The organism is Nocardia iowensis (assembly GCF_019222765.1).
Lineage (GTDB): Bacteria > Actinomycetota > Actinomycetes > Mycobacteriales > Mycobacteriaceae > Nocardia > Nocardia iowensis.
Window position 1 is genome coordinate 3707706 of sequence record NZ_CP078145.1, and the last position, 20285, is coordinate 3727990.

Genomic DNA, 20285 nt, shown 5'->3' on the forward strand with positions numbered 1-20285 from the left:
GCGACGACGGGCGCGGATGACACCCGCACCTCGTACCCGTACTCGGCGTGGATGAACGCGAGGTTGCATTTCGCAGCCAGGCCGCCACCTGCAAGCGCCGCAATCTGACGGTTGACGCGAACTGCGCGATATCGACTCGGCACGATGGACTGGATCTGGTCGTCGAGGGTGTTCCCGAACGGGTCCACGACGAGGCGACACTGCGGCGTATAGCGGTGAGTCCGCCGTGAAATACGCTGGACCGTGACGATTCGCGACGGTGTGGGCCCCCACCGCTGGTCCGCCGCCCTTGGGTATACCAGCCGCGGGCAGTCGATTGTCTTTGGTTTCCCCACCGACGATCGCTTCACGCCGACACGGTGGGTGCAACGCACCGTCTGGCTGAGCGAACCTGAGTTGGCGGGATCTCAGCCGACGCAGTCGGTAGAGTTGGCCTTCATCGGTTCTCCAGCATGTCGGTGTTGCGCTGTAGTCGACTGGCGCTCTCATGATCAGCCCGCTCGTATTCGTCCGCCAGAGCGGACAGCGCATGTCCGAAGTCGGCCAAGTTGTCAGCGCGATTCTCGATCCTATTGTCCATTTGGTTGAGCAACGTCCTGAGCTGGAACGCGAGCCTGGATCCGGACAACTCGGTCGCCAATTGTTCACGTAGCCCTGCGGCCACCGGTCCAAGTGCTTCCATGTCGTCGCTGTCCAGCAGCACCCACATTGCTAGCGTCCGAAGCCTTCCGAGGTCGACGTGCATCGTGTTATCCGAATGATGCGGCTGAGAAAATCAGCATAGTGAAACACATTGGTGGTCCGCCTTTCAGTGATCCCCTAGCCTACTGAGCGCGGTCGGCCGCCATGTTCCTACTGACGGGAGCACCGCGGGACAACCCCCTGCCAACACGGTTGCTGGCAATACAGGCGACACCCACCGACCGCTTCCATCGAGGCCTCACTGAACCCTTCATCTGGCTATATCCCCTGATTCCCAATACTGGGGACACACCAGACTCGATGGGTAGTGAGGTAGCTGGTGATGAGCAGAGTGATCGTCGCGGGTTCCGGTGGCGCCGGACTCGCTGCGGCTGTGGAAGCGGCCGACACAGGGGCAGACGTCATCGTTGTAACGAAGGCGCTCTATCGGGATTCAGAATACCGGTGGAGGTCACATGGCGGATGTACCTGGAAGACACATGCATTCAATGCCGCCGTGTCTCCGGACGACAGGATTGCCGACCACGTCAGAGATACGATCGCGGGCGGGGCCGGGGCTAACGATGTCGCACTCGTGGAGACGTTGTGCCAAGGAGCTGTGGAGTTGGTTCCCTGGCTCGAAGGTTTAGGAGTTCCGTTCGAGAAGGATGCAGATGGCCGGTTTGTCACCCGCCCCTTTGGCGGGTGTGGTCGGCCCAGAGCGGTCCACTTAGGGGATCGGCTGGGATTTCATATCCAGAGCGCCCTGACTCGTCGGCTTTTCGAACATGTAGCCACCGGGCGGGTCGCTGTTCTCACGGGGCTGCGCGCGACCGAGCTGTTGTCTGACGACAGCGGAAAAGTCGAAGGGCTCGTCGTCGTTTCAGTCGACACTCTCCAAACGCATCGTGTCCGGGGCGACGCGGTCGTGCTTGCAGACGGTGGCGGGGCCAGTATGTACTTACCTTCCGCAGCGTCTGCGGACAAGACCTGTGACGGCATCGCGCTAGGTCTGCGCGCGGGCGCGGAAGTGGTCGACATGGAGTTCGTTCAGTTCCACCCCACAGGCATCGTGTCTGGCGTGCCTCCATTCGATGGGAGCCTTGTGGAAGAGGCGCTGCGCTTCGACGGCGCTACTTTGCGCAACCACGCCGGTGAGCGCTTCATGTTCCAGTACGACGTGCGCGGGGAGATGGCGACCAGAGACATCGTCTCCCGCGGAATATTCCGCGAAATGCTCAGAGGTGCGGCGTTCGGCGAGCAGGGTGTCGATCTCGACGTCAGCGCATGTCGTGGCATTATTCATGAGAGATATCCGGCGATGGACGAACGTGTATCGCAGGCCGGTTACGATCTTGCCCGGACCCCGGTGCTGCGGGTTCGCCCGACAGCGCACTTCCTCATGGGTGGACTGCGCATCGGAGCCGAGGGAGCGACGACCATCAACGGTCTCTTCGCTGCCGGGGAGACCGCAGGAGGCGTTCATGGTGCGAACCGGCTGGGCGGCAACGGTTTAGCAGAAGCGCTGGTGTTCGGCAGAGTAGCGGGAGCCAGTGCCGCACGGTACGTGGATACACACGGGCGTCGGTACGGAAGCTATCCAATCGAGGCGGTCCAGCCGCTCAGCGTGAGGTCCTGTCCGACAGGAGAATTCCCATCCGTCGTGATCCACGAACTGGGTAGGAGAATGTATCGGAATGCGGGGCCAGTGCGAACCGAGTCTGGCCTCCGGAACATGCTCGATGCCATCGCCCGGTTCGAGAGACGCTGCGATCGCTTGAAGTTCTCGACTGGGGCGCGCGCCGCCAAGCAGGTAGAGGAGTATCTGGATCTCCGTAACCTTCTGCTGGTCTCACGGGTAATTGTCGAAGCGGCATTGCTGCGTAGAGAGTCTCGTGGTGCCCACTACCGCGACGACTTTACCGAGACGAGCCCGGAGTATGAAGGCCTGGCGGTTACTCTCAAGCGGGGAAACTTGTCCTGGACGCAGTTCTCTCGCGCTCCTGAAAAAGCTAGCTGTGCAATGTTGGAAAGCATACCATGATCAAGAACAACATTCCGCTGACCGTCCTGCCAATCACAATCCAGCCGGTACGCAGGTTGTCGCAGCTCCTCACGGGCCTGACCCTCTACGGCGCAAGCATGGCCATTCTACTTCGCGCCGAGCTCGGTATGAGTCCGTGGGGCTCGTTTCAGGAGGGTCTGTCCGACAAGACGGGAGCGAGCTACGGATTGGTCACGATCATCGTTGGTGCGGTGTTGTTGATCGTATGGATTCCGATGCGGCAGAAACCCGGTATCGGAACCCTCGCCAACGTTATCGTCGTCGGCGTAGCTGCGGACATCACGCTGATGATCATCGATCCGCCCGCGGCGTTACTGCTGCGCATCCTGTTTCTGGTCAGCGGTGTCCTTCTCAACGGTCTTTCGATTGCGATCTACGTGGGCGCACGCCTCGGACCCGGACCCCGCGACGGCTTGATGACCGGTTTGTCGCCAATCTTGGGGATGTCGTTGCGTCGGGTGCGAACCATGATAGAGGTGACGGTGCTGGCGGGTGGATTTCTGCTCGGGGGTACAGTCGGGGTGGGCACGCTGCTCTACGCGTTAACCGTGGGCCCGATTGTCCAGGCCGCGCTACCTCGAACGATCATGCGCACGACCCATGGGGCTGAAACCGCCGTGGCGCCTACGTAATTGAGCTGCCGAGGTATCAACCGCTACCTCCTGTCCTCACTGATTAGTGTCGCAGCGCCAGTTACCCGTAGAAGACGCGTTGCCGGAGACTTTCTCGCCAACGGCCAATCGCGACACCTGCATGCAGGGTCCACAGACCGCGTGGAACCCGATTTTTGGCGAGCGGGAGAAACGGATTGTGTAGCAACACAATTTCGAGCGACAGGAGGGTGTCTTGGAATGGGAGACGGGGGCAACCGCGGCTGCGGTGTCTGACGTAGACCTCGGTGGCTCCCCGACCGTAATTGATTGCCTGACGCCAGATGTCGCGACAGTTCGTGCGCAGCCGGTACGCGACCAGGGCGTCGGGTGCGTGCCCGAAACGAAGGCCGGCTTGCTGCAGGCGCCAAGTGATATCGACGTCATCGCCGGCGAGGACCAGACTCTCGTCGTAGCCGCCGATCTGCTCGAATGCGGTACGCCAATAGCTGGTGTTGTTGCCGTGCGCGTAGGGCAGATAATGGGTCGGGAATCCAGCAGTCGGTGCCGGTATCGGGCGCCAAGTCGCAACCTCCGGGGTGTTGAGCGTGTCTACTTCGATGGCGCCCCCGACCGCATCGTAGTCGGCAGCGGTCCGTACGAGTGCGCTGAGCCAGCCGGGATGTACTCGATCATCTTGATCGACGAAGGCCAGGAAGTCGCCGCCAGCTGTTCGCGCAGCATTGTTACGTGCGTAAGGTGCGCCCCGCTTGGCGGAGCTGTCGACGTAGCGCAGCCGTAACACTGTGGTAAGCGGGTGGTCAACGATATGGTCATGAAGCCCGTCGGTGGAGCCGTTGTCGCTGACGAGTACCTCGTACGGTTCGGGGTAGTCCTGTTCAGCCAGACCCTGGAGTTGCTCGTCCAGTTCGGGCAACCCGTTGAAGACGGGAATAATGACTGAAACGATGGTCGGTCTTTTCGGTGGATCGAACTCTTCGGATGTCATCTCTAGGTTCTCCGGAATCGATATCGGTGAACTGGGGCGTCACCATGGCAAAGTGGTGTTTCGGCGGACACGATCGACTGTCCGCTCCGTTCAGGCGCACCAGCTGGTGCCATGCCTTAACACCTTGCTTCGCAGCGTAGAACGATGCCTCTTCTGCGATCCCGTCTCCTCCACGGGCGTGGCCCACCGCGAACTTCGCGATGTCCAGTTGTTCGGGAGGCTTGGATAGGCATGCAGGCTCGGCCGGCCGTAACTTCCGCTTGCCTGAGGATGCCAGCTTCCCATCAAGGGGAACATCGCACGAGTGCCACTGCCGGCTATTGATCACGGACGGCCCAATGCCACCACCCAGCGGACGGATCTCCGTAGCATGAAGTGGATGCGATGAAACGCTGGCCGCGCCTTGGCTTTGCGCCGTGATAGTCGACCGACTCTCCTTCGGCGGCAATATCGATGAGCCGACGCCGACTCGTACCCGCCTGGCCGCAATAAGCCGCCACACCCACCCGTTGACGCACTGACGTTCGCCGTATTGGAAGGAGCTATCACCATATTCGGAGAACTCACTCGCCTTCTGCGGCGGATCACCGACGAGGTGGACAAGTTGCTGCGTCAAGCGGCCGAATCGGCGGCCCGCCCAATGCGGGACAACGCTCGCGAACTGAGGCGAGGAAAGGCGCTACACCAAGATGCTGATGAGCAAGTCGCGTCCACCATCCGTGCCCGGGGGCACGGCCCGGCCGAAAAGCAGGTGTGGCGCAGCTTCCGGATCCGACCATCAATAAGAAACGCGTTGCGATGGCGAAAGTAGAACTAGGGATCGAGAACCTTCGACGCTTTCCGGTTCCACCGGAGAAGGTTTCTTGGACCGTTGATTTTCCCGGCTATAACCCTCCGTTTGTCGACATGCCGCGAGGTAGCACCCGATTCCGTGAAGAAGGGGACCAGCCAGACCCCGCTGATCCTCGGGAGATCGAAAGATTTTTCAGCCTAGAAGTGCCGGAAGTGCAACGAGAGGCGGAAGGGTATCCGTTGAACCCGCGCGGTAGAACTGGTCTACGTGGGCGCGGAATGCTGAATCGTTGGGGTCCGACGCAGGCAGCCGATCCGCTCGTTACCAGGTACAACGACGACGGCGATCTGGAAGTTCTACTCATCCAACGCGGCGACACCGGCGAGTGGGCCCTGCCCGGCGGCAAGGTCGATCCGGGCGAACAGGCATGGGAAACAGCAAGCAGGCAGCGATGCGGTACGAGCAGAATTTGCGCACGTTAACGAGCAACTTTACGCGAATCTATTCAGCAACCACGGGCAATCCGTGCGTGAGGCAGCCGCACGGCTGCGGCAGTAGGCTGAAGTCGCTCACGCTTAGCAGATCCCAGCCGTGGTGGCTACCACTTCCGCAACTGCCATGACCTGCCTGATTGAATCCGGATGTTAGCGGCCTCGTAGGGGTTCATGTGGTAGTGCAATACTGTGCTTTCCATCCACGCGTTGTCTGTTTCTCGTGTATCCGGTGTGTAACCTGCGCGAAGGCACTCGGCTCGTGAAAAGTCGATGTGGACGCCCCTTACGCCAGCTTCCTCCTCGAGTTCCGTTGCCGCCAAGCCATTTGCTGGCGCGAGCGCATAGATAGCGGTCGGGGTTTGCTTGGTCTCTCACGTCACCGGTCTGGCTGGTGGGGTCTACTCGGATGGGCATCTTCCCAGAGCTGGTGGTGGGGCCGTGCCGAAGGACAGCGATGTTGGAACAGACTGTTGGTCGTGATTTCCATGACGGCCGATCCGAGGTACTGAGCAATGCTCCGCGACGAGACACCGGAGCCAGTTGAAATCAGCGAGTGGTACGCGGTATCCACTGGAAATCAGGATGCTCTGGCACAAGCCTTCGGCATGGTGGACGCCAGGTCCGTTACCATGCGCCGCGGTATCGAATTGATCGGCGCTTGGTCGCCCGGCAGCGCTTCAGTCACCTACTTCAGCCCCGAGTTGGATGGCTGGACATTGGTTTTCGGGTACCCACTGCCAGGCATCGGCAACTCGTCTGAACCGCTGCGGACATTTCTTTGCCACCTGAGCCGTCGGTTCGGCACCGCCTGTTGGTATGGGTCCGACTACGGGCTCGATGGCTGGGCACTGGCTGAAAATGGCGAGCTGACAAGGCTTTTTGCAGAAGGAGAGCTCGGCCGCGACGAAATCGGCCCGCCGCATCCGGCCGAAGCCCCCAGCTGGCCGCCCACGTCATGGCCACCGTTGCCGGAGGAACTCGCGACCTGGCCGACGTGCGATCCGGCCACGGTCGCCGAACGTACCTCCTTGAACCCGGTGACGCTCGGCTCGCATACGGGGGTGCGCGGCCACGCGGTTGTTGCTGTCAGCGACGTATTACGTTCACGGGGACTATCGGCAGGTACAGACTGAGACTATCCATCCCCAGCAAAAACAGACGAATCAGCCGAACGAGCTACCGATATGGACGGAAGCGCTGTCGGCCCTTCCGCCTACCGCACCGACCCATCCCGAGACAGCTCGCTCCACCCTCGCTCGATCCGGGGATTCGTTCGGGGCCGCTGCAACCGTTAGGCATACGTCTCTGTCGAAGCACGCTGGCGGCGCCGTTCCGCGTCCCGATCGGACGGCAGTGCGTAACGGGTTGTTCGAGATGCGAATTCGGACGTCGTGACTCCATCGATGTTACGCTAGCCAACGGCTCATCAGTTGAGTGTATATAGGTTGGATCAAGCGTTTCGGCGAGAACGAACCGAAGATCTATCTAGGAGTGTCCACATTGAAAATCCCCGGATGGTCGGCCGTCATGCTGGCGCTCGTATTGGGCGCAAGCGCCCCAGTTGCTGCCGCGCCACCGTCGAAAACTGTTCCACCGCCCACTGTCACCGATCCGAGTCCTGAGCCTCGTGGAACCCAGGGGGCCACGTGTGACTCGGGACGGTTCTGCCTTTATGAGCACATCAACTACGAAGGGTATATGGCCGCCTATCGCGACACCAGCCCGATTGGGCAGTGCTACGACATGGGAGTTTTCGACAACAAGGCCTCATCGCTCAACAACAACGGAAGCGCCGATGCGTATGTTTATGATCAACCCGGATGTCAAGGCGATTTCATCAGGATATGGTCCGGCGAGCGGAGGAACAACCTGAAAATCAACTTCTTCCCCAGTTGGAACGACAGGATTTCCTCGATCAAATTTATGTGAGTACTTGCTATCCAACGATCTCCTGCCGTCGGTGCGACGGCAGTCGTCCGACGAATCGCCCGGCCGCACAGGACTGTAGATTGAACGAACGCAGGTCGAGAAGGGTTCTGCGGGCTTCGCGACCATCGAAATCGCTGTCGGAACCGGCCGTGTGGACGCTTTGCCCCGTTGGTGGCCCAGATCACCGCGGCAGCAATGTGTTGCACTGATTCCCGGTAGTGGGAAGCTTCGGACGAGGATGTCCGGCTGTTATCCGAGTATCGTTGTCCCCGACCAAAATCCGCTGCAAATCTTCACGAGTAGCCGTCCTGTCCATCGCATCGACCAGATGGCCTCCCAAACCTCATCCCTCTGGTCATCGCTTGTGAGCGTGTAGGGCAATCACGCAGAGGACAGCTCGGGGCTCGTGAAATCCCACCCCCGGGTTCCAACGGCCCCACACGGAACCCGGGGGTGGACCCTTTTCGACGAGAACGGAGATCCCGTGCCGCACAACCACGGCGACGTCCAGCTTTGCTCGGCACAGCGATGCGCCGCGAAGTGGGCCGCGCTGGTGGTCGTTGTCCCCGGGATCCTCGGTGCCGTAACACTCTTTCCCGTTGTCGTCGGTCTCGATGAGCTGACCAGCGGTACGAAAACCTTTGTGCAGATAGATGTTGCGGTCGCTGTGGCCGCCGCATTCGTGGCGGCGACTCTGGCAGGATCAGCCATCGGCGCGGCTTCGTCGGGCGACGCGGACGGCGAAGAGACGGACTGGATCCAACGACGGCTGTATTGGTCTATCTTCTTCGGAGCGATAGCGGTGCTGGCGTTCGGCGTGGCGGCGATCTCGGTCGTGTTCGTCGACGAGCAGCAGTCGCCTGCCAAACCGTCCTCGGTCATCATGGTCGTAGACGGAAATGCCTACTGCGGCATGCTCACCCTCGCCTCGGACGGCACAGTGTCTGTTCGTGGAGTGCCGTTGAGCGCGGCGACGTCGATAGTGGTTGTTGACACCTGCCCGACGTACCATCCGCAGCGATAGCAGATCGTGCGTCCCACACGGATCGCTACTGTCCCACACATGACGCCCGGATGACGATAAATCCCGTCGAAGCTGTGGCTCATCGTAAATCAATCCCGTCGAACGATGGTGGCACAAGACATTTCGCACCTCCGCTGATATGTGCAGCCCGAAACCGAGGGGAACAGCGGTCAGCGCTCACGGGTGGTCGGGCCCGCCGACGAGGCGGATCTTGGTTGACGAGCGAAGACGCGCATATGTAGGTCCCTGGGGGTGAACGCCAGTCCGAGAGAGGGACGGACGTTACGGCCCTGGATCTCGGTCAGGCGCCAGCGGGCCGTGATGATGGCCAGCGCGAGAGTGGCCTCGATCATTCCGAACTGGTCGCCTATGCACTTGCGGGCTCCGCCACCGAAGGCGGTGAATCCTTCTCCGTGCGGAGGTAACTCGCCGGAGGTTCCCCAGCGATCGGGGGTGAAAAGCTCTGGGTCCTCATAGAGCTCAGGTCGTCGGTGAATAATGTAGGGGCTGTAGACGATGGTCGTGCCCGCGGGTACGGCTTTCCCGCCGAGTTTGGTGTCCTCAGCTGTCGTCCTCGTTGTGATCCAGACGGGCGGATAGAGCCGGAGGGTCTCGGTTACCACACTGCTGACCAATCTCAGGTTCGGTAGATCTTCGAAGCGTGCTGGCCGGCCGCCTGGGATGCGGTCGACCTCGTCGTGTATTCGCTCCTCGAGTCGCCGATCGGCGGCGATCACGTGTAGCGCCCATGCAAGAACGGAAGCCGCGGTTTCGGAACCAGCAAGGAAGAAGATCAAGGCCTGGTCGGTGAGTTCGGTGTCGCTCATGGCGTTCTCGCCGTCCAGCGACGAAAGCATCGAGAGTAGATCCGAACCAGGGTGTTCTTCGGAGCGACGGACGGCGACAATCTCGCTGAATACTTGCCGTAGGTGCGCGCGCGCTCTATTGTATCGCCGGTTGATCGGCAGCGGTAATTTGGGGAAGCCGGGTATGACCGTCCGCAGATAAATTCCCACCACGAGCTGTTCGAGATCGTCCAAGGCGCGTCGTAGCTGCGCCGCGGGAAGCACGGCGCCGAACATAGTCTCCATGGTGATTCCAGCGGTGAGCAGCATCATCTCTGGAAGCACGTCCAAGTCTTGCCCGTCACACCAGGTGTCGGTGAAGCCCGCTACGCGTTCAGTCATAACGTTCGCGTATTCAGGGAGCCGGGAGGAGTGGAAGCTGGGTTGCATAAGACGCCGCGATTTCCGATGTCTGCTGTGCGGGCAGGTGGCGATGCCGTCGCCGAGCAGTTCGCGCGCCCGATTGTCGAGGACGCCGCCCTTGTCGAAGGTGCGGTCGTCACGCAGGACCTGCTGGGTGAGTCCGGGGTCGCACACCACCACGACGTCGACCGGACCTAACCGCAGCCGTACCAGATCGCCGTGCTCAGGCAAGGTTCCGAGGAATTGCAACGGATTTCGGAGCATCGTGACGACGTGTCCCAGTACCGGCACCGCCCCCGGTGCCGTTGGGATCGTGGGCCTTGACGTGGTCATGACGGCTCCTGGTGGTCGGCAGGTTGGCGGGTCTTCCGCCACCTGACTTCTGGGTGTCTGGGGCGGAAAACCCGTGCTTGAACACTTTGGCGGTATAGAGCGACTTCGATATCGTCTATTCGCTGACCGGACGTGTTCGGGCCAAACTACGGCGGGATGGCCGCAGTGGTTGCAAACCGAGTTGGCGGCCGACTATCGATTCGAAGTTGGCCGCTGTTCCTTAGATGTTTGAGTCCACGCAAACGTTCTTGCGCCGACCTCGTCCCAGCGCTCCCGGGCGTCCTGGTGCCGAGCGCGTGGGATTCAAACCAATGGTCGTCTCTCCAATGAGGGATGTTCAGTCTGCAGTCCCGGTGCTGGGAAGGCCGCTCGGCCTGTTTTTGCGTCGACCCCTCATCGGCACAGCGCGGCAACGCGGTCCGCAGGGCGAGGCACGTGGGCGGTCGCCGTCGATCAGGCACGTACCCGCTGAGAGGTCCGGTCCGGCCACTACCGGCGGAAGACCTCGAGTTCGCGTACACCGGGGTGCGCCGCGGGATCTGAACCGGTTACGTCGAGTCGGAGATAGCGGGCAGAAATCGGATCTGTCGGCGCACCAGCAGAATCCAGGGTGATCATGGTCCAGTTCTGTTCGTCGGACGAGGCGAGGACGGTGAGGGATGGCGGCGTGTCGTCGGTCCATTGCGGGACAATCCGGCCGATGCGCGCATCCACGCCGAGATCGACGGTCACGCTGCCCTGCACGCCGTTTGGTGCCCAGCTGGTGCCGAGGCTGCCATCGACCGCAGCGTCAGCGTATCGCCCTGGTTCCTCGGAGCTGGCGGATACCAGTGCGCAGCGGGCGATGTTGTCGGAAGGCTCCAGGTCGGCACGGCGAGTGCTGACGGTAAACGACGGTTGGTCCGGACCGGCAGAATGGGTTCCGGTGGATGTTTCGAACCGCATCGACGGCCCTTTTGTGACAGTTATCTGTGTTCGGTCCGGACCGATTTGGGCGTCGAATGTTCGTCCCTGCCACTGGATGCCACGGATGGTCAGGCCCGCTTTCAGCGTCGGCGGCAGCGTCGGATCGATGCGGATGTGGTCGTCCCGCAGCCGCAGGCCGAGTAGCCCGTTGGTGAATGTCTGAAGGAATCCGCCTGCGGCGGTGGCGAATGTGAACGCGGGCGCTCCGGCCAGCGGGTCCTTGGCCCCAGCCTTCTCGCCGCGGGCTTCGGCGAATTGCCAGAACGGACCGCGAATGAATGGTCGGACTGACCGCTGGAGGTAGGTGCCGGTGGCACAGCCCGGCGTCCCGATAGCGGCGGCATCGATGGCGTGTACCGAGTCGGTCATCGCCGGGCCGTCGGGATCGGTTCGTTCCGCGTAGAACTCCAAGACGTTAGCGGCGACTTCCCGAGACATGGGCCATTCCAGTGGATAGATCAGCAGGACTGTGTCCGCCTGTTTGATCGGTGTGCCCGGATATCCGTCGTACTGCAAGAAGATATTGCGCTGAGGGTCGAACGGGATCCGCAGCCGGTCAGCGATAGTTGTCCACTCTGCAGGCGGCCGTTCGCCGAGGACGGCGGCGGCACGGGCGGCATTGCGTAACGCCAGGGCCGCTACCGCATTGGTGTAGACGGCGTCGGTGACCCCGTTGCTGTACTCGTCGGGACCTGCGACGTTCGCGATCGAGTAGGTACTGTCGGGGTTCTGTGTCACTCGGGATGCCCAGAATTCGGCGACACTCTGCATGATCGGCCAGACGCGGGATCGCAGGTGTACCGCGTCGCCGGTGGCCACGTAGTACTGCCAGGCCGCGAGGGAGACGTCGCCCTGTAGATGGATCTGGGTCAGGCAGTGTGGTGGATCCCAGCTGTGGCACTCCGCGAGCTCGCCGCGGCTGGTGCTGGTCCATGGATAGAAGGCGCCACGCAACCCGAGTCGTTGGGCGTTGGATCGTGCGGCAGGCAGGGTCTTGTACCGGTATTCCACTATGGATTTCGCCAGCTGCGGCGCCAATTGCACGAGCGCGGGGAACATCCAGACGTCTGCGTCCCAGAAAACTGCGCCCGCATAGTTGTCGCTGCTGAGCCCGGCGGGTGAAATGCTGTTGTCCTGTTGAGAATTCGTTGCCGAGTAGAGCGAATAGAGCGAGCCCCGCGCCCAGGTCTGCAGCTCGGTCTGCTGTGGTAACTCGATATCGCCGTGCCAGAGCATCCGCCACGCGGCGCTGGTGTCGGCCAAGAGCGACGACCAGCCTCGGTCGGCCGCTCGTCGCGCAGCGTCGAGCGCTGCTGTCGTCGGATCCGCTGCGGTGAGCGCGGTGTCGACGCCGACGTACTTCGTCACCTCGTAACTGCTGTCGGCCTGTACTTCAAGGCGCACTTCGCTACTGACGCTCAGATCGTGGGCTGATGAGACCTGTTGTGCCACAGGAGATGGTGTGGCGAATATGGACGCCACCGTCCCGGCGATTTCGGTGCCCTCGGTGCGGAAATCCACTCCGACGGCGCCGTCGCCGCGGTCGCCGCTGTCTGCATGAACCAATCGGCGAGCCCCCGCGCCGTCGAGCACGTCGGTCAGCACGATTTCACCTGACCATCGCGGCACCACCGTTAGGCGTACTGCGCCGACGTGTTGATCGGAGCGATCGGTCAGTACCTCGTAAACGAGATCGGTGGTCCTGCCGTTGGGTGTGGTCCAAGTGAGTGTCGTGCGTACTAGGCCGCAGCGCAGATGAACGGTCTGGGCGAAGTTGGCGAGCTGCACGGAGGGTGTTGCGGGGGAGTACGTTTCATTCCCGACGCGGACCGTCAGGCCTGACCAGTTCGGGATGGCTGCGGTCACTTCACGATCATCGGCGAGACCAGCGGAGCGGCCGAAGAGGCCGGCCACGAAAGCGCCGTCATATCTGGGCGTGTACAGCGGCCATCCGCTCGGCTCGCCGGTCGCAAGATACCCTGCGCCGTGTGGCGGTACGCGCAGTCCGAGATAGCCGTTGCCGACGAACGGATGCTGGTCGTACGCCGCGTCCGGATCGGTACCGGAGAATGTCCAGCCCGGGCGTCCCGCCTCGGCATCGTCTGGGCACGCAGTAGCCCCCGCGTGCCCGGACGGGCGGTGCATCACGAAGACGATCGCTACCGCCGTCAGCGCGATCACCAGCCCTCCTATGAAGATCGTGAGGAACAGGCCCCTGTGTGTTGCCATTCGTTGTAGCGAAACTCGTGGTGCCATAGCGGGTTTCTCCGTATGCAAGATATTGATGAGCTCATCAGGAATGGCGGACTTGTCGGCAGTCCCGCCGTCGGCGCGGTGTCTCGGATGGACAACCCGAGATCGTCTGGCCCCGCCGTGGGTCTGGTGGTGACGGCGCGGCGTGAAACCATCCCGGGCTACGGTAGTAGCGGACACGTAGCCCGGGATGGGGCCACGATGGGAACGACGTCGGTCGGTATGCCTGCCGGAGCAATACCGACACACCTCCGGTTGGTCTGATGAGGGCGGGCCAACCGAGATGCTGCCGAACTCATACACTTGTCGTTCCGTATCGTGACGTTCTCACGCCCTCCAGTTGAATCGGGAATGCTCGATCGCGGACACTACCTCGCTTGCCGGAGACGAGTGGATCACTTTGCTTCCCAGACGCGGGAAGAGCCTCCACTATCGCGCCGGAATCGTTGACGCGCGGGGACCAACGAGTCGACTGCGATGCCTATCTACCTGTTGAGTGCGCCGTTAAACAGTGGTACGTTAACTGCCGGTGCGTTCTGCTTGCGCATCGGTGAGCCCCTCGTGGGGCTGACTTGGCTGATCCGCACAGACGAGGAAGTTCCGATGGGTCAACAGAAGGTCAACGCCCATGTCCGGCCTGTGACTGCGTGTGTCGCTGTGGTATCCGCGTTGTTGCTGGCGCCCATCGCCGACGCTGTCCCCGCCTCTGCCGAACCGGTGGTATGGGAACCGGCGATCACCGACGTTGATCGGAGCGACGCGATCCACGGTCGTCACGGTCACGGAGGCTGGCATCGTGGATTTCACGGCGGCGGGCATGGCCGCCACGGTCACGGCGGGTGGTGTGTGCCGTGGTGGGGAACGTGGCTGGGCCCGTTGTCAACCGGAAGCGGTTCCTGAACGCCTCGGTGAGTGGCCATCGAGGAACGCCCGATGAACAGTCCGGATCGCCTATTGGGAGGTGCCGCGAGTGGGCACAGTGAACCCGAGCACGATTTCCGGCAACCCGGCTCGGAGCCGCCACCTTCCGTGCCCGCTCCGCCACGCGGATCTAACGGTCTGCTCCGGCTGAGCGCGGGCGTGTTGCTGGGCGTCGCTGTAGGGATCGTGTTGGCGCTGATCGTAATTCGGGTTTTTGAATCCGCATCGTCAAGTGAGCTGACCGACCACGTTCCGGCCAGCGCGTCGGCTACTCAGGTCAACCGGGGGCTGGCCACAGGCAAGGTCCTGACGAACGACGGCGCCACACTCACAGTCCAAGGCCTCCTCGGTGCAGTCTCCGTTGTGCGCACCAATTCTGACACTGTGGTTCTCGTACCTGGCGCGAAAGCGGTGCGCAATGTGTCCGTTGGCGACTTCATCGTCGTGCATGGTGACAAACAGCCTGACGGCTCAGTCACCGCGAATCTCATCGTCGGGGGGTAGCTGGAAAGGGCATGTCATGGCTGGTGGAACTGGCCGAGCTGCTGGAGAAAGCCAAGCATGTCGATGCTGCGCCAGGTTTCGACGATCTTGCCGTCGTGGATGTGTTCGAGGGTGATACCCCTCATCGTCGCAGGCTTGCCGTCGACAGTCATTCGGGCGGTCCAGCGGGTTGCAACGCGGTCGGCATCGGCGACCTGGTCATCGATGTCGATGTGCAGGTCCGGGTATCGGGCGCGGTTGGCCGCAATCGATTTCTTCAGGCCGACCAGGCCCTCGGCCCCATTGGGATCGTATGGATCGTGGTGCACCGCGCCTATGGCGACGACCGAGTCGAGTCGCTCGAGTTCGCCGGAGTTCCACACTTCGAAGGGAATTCGTGCTATGTCCTTGTTGATTTCCGACATGACTGCACCTTTCCAGGGGAAAGTCTAGCGAACGAGTCCGGGTAGCGTTGGTCGTGCGTCCGGTTTCCCGCCATTGGGAGTTGTGCGGAATCGGAGTTTGGGTAGTGTGGAGCTCGCATTCGAAATCCGATGCAAGCGCCAGCCCTCGGTCGATCCCCTCCGGTCGAGGGCTGGGTTTGTTTTGTGCGGGCGCTCGACTCCACAACGAATTGCCATCGCTGGGAACGGTTCTTCTCGGGACTACGCTAACGAAATGGCTTTTTCGCATACCAACATCGCGCGGATGGCAATCGCCGCAAATGAATTGCAGACGACCGCCGAGGTGTTGTCATTGATGCGCACTGACGACATGCCGAAGGGGGACGTGTTGTCGACCGCGCGTATAGCCGGAATCGCTGCGGCCAAGAAGACGCCTGAGCTGTCGTTCCCACTGTGCCACCAGCAGGCACTGTCGTCGGTGCGCGTGAAGTTCGGCTTCATCGAGGCCACCATCAGCGTCGAGGCGGCGGCAAAGTCCAAAGGACCCCACCGACGTCGAGATGGAGGCGCCGACAGCGGTCGCCATCGCTGGTCTGACCACGCAGGACATGGTGAAGCCGGTCAACCCCGGGCGCCACCATGACTGCGGCGCAGCTGATCACGAAAGAACTTGTCGCCGAATCAATCTCGGAGGAAACAGGACATGACATCGACGCGCGCAGACGCTCGGCTCAGCCGGATCAGTACCCGGCCGCTCGATCCTGCTGAGGTCGAGTCCGCGGTGATCGGATCGCACTTCGGTGCGGCCGTGGTGTTCACCGGCAGAGTTCGCGACCACGACGGCGGACAGGCGGTTTCGGCGCTCGAATATACGGCCCACCCTGAAGCCGAGCGGTTCCTACGCAACATCTGCGGCGAGGTCGCCGACGTCTCGGGCCTGCCCGTGGCTGCGCTGCATCGCGTGGGAGGTCTGCGAATCGGCGATGTCGCGATCGTAGTAGCGGTCGCTGCGCCGCATCGTGCCGAGGCCTTCGCCACCTGTCTGGCGTTGGTGGAGCGGATCAAGCATGAAGTACCGATCTGGAAGCGTCAACTATTCGCCGAAGGACTCTCGAAATGGGTGAACGTTTGCGGATCACCGACGTCACCGACTTCGTGAACTAGACCGCCCCCGCATTCGGTGCGCCAGCCGGCTCCGAGTTCCGGAATGGGCGAAGCCGGGGGGGTCGGCGCTATGGGCGGATTTCAATGGCTGTGTCGACCCTTCCACCATTGTTTCCGATCGACAGGCCCCACGATCGCGAAATCGATGTGCAGGCCGGTGAGGTTTCCTTCAGCGTCCCTGCTCGCGATGACCGGGTATGCACCGCCGCCGGTGCCGGATCGGCAGAGAATGAGATTCTCTCCGCTGTCGGTAAAAGGCGGCGAAAGATTGAGAGCGGTCACGATGCGGCGGTCGCCGATCCGGTATCGCTGCAACGTTTCCGGATCGTCCAGGGCTCGTTCGGCCACGTCCGCGTCCAGCATAGCGACGATATCGTTATCGGTAGAGACGAAATTGTCGGCCGGCGCGCCGTTGTGAGATTGGCCGCCCTCGGCGATCCACGGTTCGATGGTATCGGTCGGTGTATCGATGAACACCATGCTCAGGTAGGCGGGTATCAGGTGGGTGTGCTCCAGTGTAGCCGCCAACGTGAGCCGCAACGGGTGCGCACCGACCGGTATCGGACCGAATACGGGGATCTCACCGGCACCCGCCCGGCCGGGCGTTGGTCCAACGTGCTGGGTGCCAAGACTGGCGAGGTCGCCAGCAGCCAGTCGGCCCGATAAGACAGTGAGCCGACCAAGCGGACGGACCGTCAGTGCGGCCAGCCGCGCACAGTTGGCGGCATCGGGCGGCGCACCGATCCGCGGAGCGTGACCGGCGCTGAGAGCATAGAAACCGTCGGCGGTGGACACGAGTGTGGACGTTACGCGGAGCAATCCACCGGCCTGTCCCCATTGATGGGAAATGATTTCGGTGCCGAGGTTACTTTACAGTGCCAAAGTCGGGCGGCGGCGCCCGCGGCCCAGTTATCGCGATCGCCCTGTCGCGGCCGATCTGGTAGCGAAGTTGCGACGGGCGGTGTAAATTGCGGCACCGAGGACGACGACCGCCACGCCGGACAGCACCGACGCCGTTGGCAATGTGCAGGCGAGGATCAGGCAGCCGAGCAGCCCGACCACCGGAACCAACCGCACCGGCCTCCCCTCAGCCGCCGTCAGCGTCCAGGCTGCCGCATTGGCGACGGCATAGTAGAGCAGCACTCCGAAAGAAGAAAACCCAATCGCCGCACGGAGATCGGCAGTCGCGGCGGCCACGGCCACGACGAAGCCGACGGCGACCGAGGCGCGGTGCGGGACCGCGAATCGAGGGTGCACGACCGCCAAAGTATGGGGCAGATGCCGGTCGCGGGCCATCGCTAGCGTGGTGCGCGATACACCGAGGATCAACGCCAGCAGCGAGCCGAGCGCGGCGACGACGGCTCCAACCCGCACCACCGGCTCCAGCCAGCCGACACCGGCGGCGCGAACCACACCCGACAGCGGCGCGGTCGCCTCGGACAATCCTTGAGGCCCGAGCACACTCAGCGCGGCGACCACTACAACCGCATACACGAGCAAGGTAATGCCCAGCGCCAATGGAATCGCCCGGGGAATCGTGCGTGCCGGGTCACGTACCTCCTCGCCGAGCGTGGCGATCCGCGCAAATCCGGCGAACGCGAAAAACAACAGACCTGCTGCCTGCAACACGCCTGTCAGGGGGAGACCGGAATCGAACTCCAGCCTTGTGGCGTCGGTGGGGCCGGAGGTGAACGCCGCGACAACCACAGCGGCGAGCACGGCCAGCACGATCGAGACAATCGCCCGAGTCGCCAGTGCCGACTTCTGGACGCCGCGATAGTTCACCGCCGTCAACGCGACCACCGCAGCGACGGCGACCGCGTGCGCGTGTCCCGGCCAGGCATACACACCGACGGTCAACGCCATGGCCGCGCAGGAAGCGGTCTTACCGACCACGAAACACCATCCAGCCAGATAGCCCCAGAATTCGCCGAGCCGTTCGCGCCCGTACACATACGTGCCGCCCGAGGACGGATATCGGGCAGCTAATCGCGCCGATGAGGTCGCATTGCAGTACGCCACCGCCGCGGCCACCGCGAGCCCGAGTAATAGCCCCGATCCCGCCGCTCGGGCCGCCGGAGCCAACGCCGCGAAGATCCCGGCCCCGATCATCGAGCCGAGCCCGATCACCACAGCATCGGCCAGCCCCAGGCTCCGACGCAGCTCGCCCGGCGCGTCCGTCAGCGATTCCCTGGCCAGTCTGTTCCTGTCACAGTCGAAGCTCGATAAACCATCAAAGCAGATTGATGTATTCGGTGCTATCCTCGGCTTATGGCTCTGGCCCGTCAAGCTGTTCCACCGTTTGTTCATCTTGCCGCCCATCCAGTGCGGTGGCGGCTGTTGGCGGAACTGTCGAACGGCGACTATCGCGTGCGCGAACTGGTGGTTCGCGTTGGCGAGCCGCAAAATCTGGTCTCCTACCATTTGCGACTACTGCGTGACAGTGGCCTCGTCACCGCTTCGCGCAGCAGCAATGATCGCCGCGACAGCTACTACCACTTGGATCTGGACCGCGCCGCCGAAATGCTCACCGGTGCATGTGCAGCGCTACACCCTGCGCTCCAAATGGCTTCCACGCCAACAGAATTAGAATCGTCGGTGCCATCGATGGTGTTGTTCGTGTGTGCCGGGAACAGCGCGCGCTCCGCGATCGCTGAGGCCCTGCTGCGACAACGTGCCGGAGGCAGAGTCGAAGGGCTCAGCGCCGGCACTCGTCCGAAGCCGTTCATGCATGCCAATACGGTGCGGGTGTTGTGGGAGGAATTCGGCATCGACCTCTCCGACCAACGTCCCCGCCACCTGGACACGCTAATCGACCAACCCTTCGACGCTGTGGTCACACTGTGCGACAAGGCCCGTGAGATTTGTCCCGACTTCGGTGACGATCCCCGGTGGATCCACTGGAGCATCCCGGACCCGGTCGCCTCGGGCAGCGAGGATAGCTACCCGGCCTTCCTGGCCACTGCCGCCGAGATCGATACCCGCATCCGCTATCTGCTGCCAACCCTCACCGCCCTCGACCCCACGAAAAGGAGTGCCTGATGACAACATCCACCGAATACGCCAGCGTACGTTACCTCGTCGATGACGTGCAGAAAGCCGTCGACTTCTACACCGACCGCCTCGGCTTCGTCCTGCACACCAACGCCGCCCCCGCCTTCGCCGACGTGGTTCGCGGCTCGCTGCGCCTATTGCTGTCCGGCCCATCCAGTTCCGGCGCTCGCGCCACCCCTGCCGGCGCCGCCGGACCGGGCGCCAATCGTATCCACCTGGTCGTCGCGGATCTCGACACCGAGATCGAACACCTCCGAGCAACCGACGTCGAATTCCGAAGCGAGGTTGTCAGCGGCCCGGGCGGCCGCCAAATACTGCTCGCTGACCCCACCGGCAACCTGATCGAACTGTTCCAACCCGCAGCCGCGGTCGGCAGCACGCCGAGTGATCGATTCGCCAGGTGATGGCGCACTGATGTTCATGTGATAGCGCACGAGTCGGCGCGTGGCGAAGCGAGCAGTTCGTGCTGCGTGCCGGCTCGACGTGGGATGATGAGAATGAACCAATTGGCTAGTGCGACGTCGCTCTACCTGCTTGCTGACAGTCCGGTGCATCGGTAGGAGCTAGATGCCGAGCCACCGGATCGGCTATTTTCCAGCAGATACCTCAGATTCGGTCCCGCGACGGCTACTGCGGTGAGCGCCTCCATCTCGACCCAGTCGGGCCGTTTGTCATTGCTGTTGCCTCGATGATGACGGCAGTGTCGGGTGTAACCGAACACCACCTTCACAGAGGACGGCGCCAACGGGCGACACGGCGGTAGCAGCTTTGAAGTCTGCTTGGCCGCCGTGACACCCGCGGGGAATGTGACGGCAATGACCTCCACTGTCTGCGCACCCCTCGTGCGCAGCAGGGCGATCGCCGCCGCAGTGGTCCGCAATTCGCCGTCGGCCACCGCGGTCCGAATCGAGCCG

At 62.5% G+C, this 20285-nt stretch carries 18 protein-coding genes and 1 pseudogene; 11 read left to right on the top strand and 8 right to left on the bottom strand.

Translation table 11 applies throughout. From position 1 onward, the window contains the following. Positions 1-436: 436 nt before the first annotated feature. Positions 437-745: a hypothetical protein gene (locus KV110_RS17115; RefSeq protein WP_218477238.1), complete on the bottom strand. Its 309-nt coding sequence runs from the start codon at positions 743-745 to the stop codon at positions 437-439. Between the two features lie 279 nt (positions 746-1024). On the opposite strand from KV110_RS17115, the gene KV110_RS17120 reads away from it, so the two are divergent. Continuing rightward, positions 1025-2725 carry an L-aspartate oxidase gene (locus KV110_RS17120; protein ID WP_218477239.1) on the top strand — a complete coding sequence of 567 codons (1701 nt, stop codon included), beginning with the start codon at positions 1025-1027 and terminating at the stop codon, positions 2723-2725. Further along, the gene (gene yczE / locus KV110_RS17125; RefSeq protein WP_218477240.1) at positions 2722-3378 is read left to right on the top strand and encodes a membrane protein YczE; all 657 of its coding nucleotides are present in this window, start codon (positions 2722-2724) and stop codon (positions 3376-3378) included. The genes KV110_RS17120 and yczE overlap by 4 nt, the downstream gene beginning before the upstream one ends. A 61-nt stretch (positions 3379-3439) precedes the next feature. Here the strand turns inward: yczE and KV110_RS17130 are convergent, their stop codons facing one another. After that, entirely contained in the window at positions 3440-4345 is a 906-nt protein-coding gene (locus KV110_RS17130) for a glycosyltransferase family 2 protein (RefSeq protein ID WP_218477242.1), read from the bottom strand. Between the two features lie 753 nt (positions 4346-5098). Here KV110_RS17130 and KV110_RS17135 point away from each other — a divergent pair. The 4 genes from KV110_RS17135 to KV110_RS17150 all read left to right on the top strand — a co-directional run bounded on the left by KV110_RS17135 (position 5099) and on the right by KV110_RS17150 (position 8585). Then, positions 5099-5620 (top strand): NUDIX domain-containing protein, encoded by a 522-nt coding sequence (locus KV110_RS17135; RefSeq protein ID WP_218477244.1) that lies wholly within the window; start codon positions 5099-5101, stop codon positions 5618-5620. A 524-nt stretch (positions 5621-6144) separates the two neighbouring features. Continuing rightward, positions 6145-6765 (top strand): hypothetical protein, encoded by a 621-nt coding sequence (locus KV110_RS17140; protein ID WP_218477245.1) that lies wholly within the window; start codon positions 6145-6147, stop codon positions 6763-6765. Positions 6766-7132: 367 nt separating this feature from the next. Next, entirely contained in the window at positions 7133-7561 is a 429-nt protein-coding gene (locus tag KV110_RS17145) for a peptidase inhibitor family I36 protein (RefSeq protein WP_218477247.1), read from the top strand. Positions 7562-8045: 484 nt separating this feature from the next. Continuing rightward, complete coding sequence (locus tag KV110_RS17150) at positions 8046-8585, top strand: hypothetical protein (RefSeq protein ID WP_218477249.1); 540 nt, start codon at positions 8046-8048, stop codon at positions 8583-8585. A 170-nt stretch (positions 8586-8755) separates the two neighbouring features. On the opposite strand, the gene KV110_RS17155 is transcribed toward KV110_RS17150, so the two are convergent. Continuing rightward, positions 8756-10126: a cytochrome P450 gene (locus KV110_RS17155; RefSeq protein ID WP_218477251.1), complete on the bottom strand. Its 1371-nt coding sequence runs from the start codon at positions 10124-10126 to the stop codon at positions 8756-8758. 489 nt (positions 10127-10615) lie between these two features. Beyond that, complete coding sequence (locus tag KV110_RS17160; RefSeq protein WP_246634598.1) at positions 10616-13321, bottom strand: discoidin domain-containing protein; 2706 nt, start codon at positions 13319-13321, stop codon at positions 10616-10618. 1104 nt (positions 13322-14425) lie between these two features. Between KV110_RS17160 and KV110_RS17165 the strand changes: the two genes are divergently transcribed. Then, complete coding sequence (locus KV110_RS17165; RefSeq protein WP_218477252.1) at positions 14426-14770, top strand: hypothetical protein; 345 nt, start codon at positions 14426-14428, stop codon at positions 14768-14770. Between the two features lie 14 nt (positions 14771-14784). Here KV110_RS17165 and KV110_RS17170 read toward each other — a convergent pair whose 3' ends face one another. After that, a complete protein-coding gene (locus KV110_RS17170; RefSeq protein WP_218477254.1) occupies positions 14785-15174 on the bottom strand; it encodes an ester cyclase in 390 nt (129 codons plus the stop codon). A gap of 253 nt (positions 15175-15427) precedes the next feature. On the opposite strand from KV110_RS17170, the pseudogene KV110_RS17175 reads away from it, so the two are divergent. Together KV110_RS17175 and KV110_RS17180 are read left to right on the top strand one after the other, a co-directional pair. Then, positions 15428-15822: pseudogene (locus KV110_RS17175) on the top strand (cyclic pyranopterin monophosphate synthase MoaC); the annotation flags it as partial. 34 nt (positions 15823-15856) lie between these two features. Then, a complete protein-coding gene (locus KV110_RS17180) occupies positions 15857-16312 on the top strand; it encodes a molybdenum cofactor biosynthesis protein MoaE (protein ID WP_218477255.1) in 456 nt (151 codons plus the stop codon). 86 nt (positions 16313-16398) lie between these two features. Here the strand turns inward: KV110_RS17180 and KV110_RS17185 are convergent, their stop codons facing one another. Both KV110_RS17185 and KV110_RS17190 read right to left on the bottom strand, forming a co-directional pair. Beyond that, positions 16399-17112: a hypothetical protein gene (locus tag KV110_RS17185; protein WP_218477256.1), complete on the bottom strand. Its 714-nt coding sequence runs from the start codon at positions 17110-17112 to the stop codon at positions 16399-16401. A 114-nt stretch (positions 17113-17226) separates the two neighbouring features. After that, positions 17227-18501 (bottom strand): APC family permease, encoded by a 1275-nt coding sequence (locus KV110_RS17190; RefSeq protein WP_423710176.1) that lies wholly within the window; start codon positions 18499-18501, stop codon positions 17227-17229. An 87-nt stretch (positions 18502-18588) separates the two neighbouring features. On the opposite strand from KV110_RS17190, the gene KV110_RS17195 reads away from it, so the two are divergent. Beyond that, entirely contained in the window at positions 18589-19359 is a 771-nt protein-coding gene (locus tag KV110_RS17195) for an arsenate reductase/protein-tyrosine-phosphatase family protein (protein WP_218477258.1), read from the top strand. Beyond that, a complete protein-coding gene (locus tag KV110_RS17200) occupies positions 19359-19775 on the top strand; it encodes a VOC family protein (RefSeq protein WP_218477259.1) in 417 nt (138 codons plus the stop codon). Before KV110_RS17195 ends, KV110_RS17200 begins: the two co-directional genes overlap by 1 nt. A gap of 122 nt (positions 19776-19897) precedes the next feature. Here the strand turns inward: KV110_RS17200 and KV110_RS42070 are convergent, their stop codons facing one another. Continuing rightward, a complete protein-coding gene (locus tag KV110_RS42070; protein ID WP_357941903.1) occupies positions 19898-20278 on the bottom strand; it encodes a cyclic pyranopterin monophosphate synthase MoaC in 381 nt (126 codons plus the stop codon). Positions 20279-20285: the final 7 nt, after the last annotated feature.